General features: G+C 54.5%; 1 rRNA gene. It reads left to right on the top strand.

Annotated elements, in window-relative coordinates:
* Positions 1-459, top strand: a 16S ribosomal RNA gene (locus HX778_RS24960); the annotation flags it as partial.

The raw sequence follows: 459 nt of genomic DNA, 5'->3' as shown, positions 1-459 counted from the left end.
TTCGGGCCTCTGGCCATCAGATGAAGCGAGATGGAATTAGCTAATAGGTGGAGTAATGGCACACCTAGGCGACGATGCCTAGCTGGTCTGAGAGGATGACAAGCAACACTGGAACGGAGACACGGTCCAGACTCCTACGGGAGACAGCAGTGGGGAAGATTGCACGAGGGGCGCAAGCCTAATGCAGCCATGCCGCGTGTATGAAGAAGGCCTTCGGGTTGTAAAGTACTTTCAGGGAGGAGGAAGGCGTTAAGGTTAATACCCTTAGCGATTGACGTTACTCGCAGAAGGAGCGCCGGCTAACACCGTGCCAGCAGCCGCGGTAATACGGAGGGTGCAAGCGATAATCGGAATTACTGGGCGTAAAGCGCACGCAGGCGGTTTGTTCAGTCGGATGTAAAATCCCCGGGCTCAACCTGGGAACTGCATTCGAAACTGGCAAGCTTGAGTCTTGTAGAG

The organism is Cedecea sp. P7760 (genome assembly GCF_013386425.1).
Taxonomy (GTDB): Bacteria; Pseudomonadota; Gammaproteobacteria; order Enterobacterales; family Enterobacteriaceae; genus Cedecea; species Cedecea selenatireducens.
The sequence above is the reverse complement of the archived record's forward strand: the minus strand, read 5'-3'. Positions and strand labels throughout refer to the sequence as shown.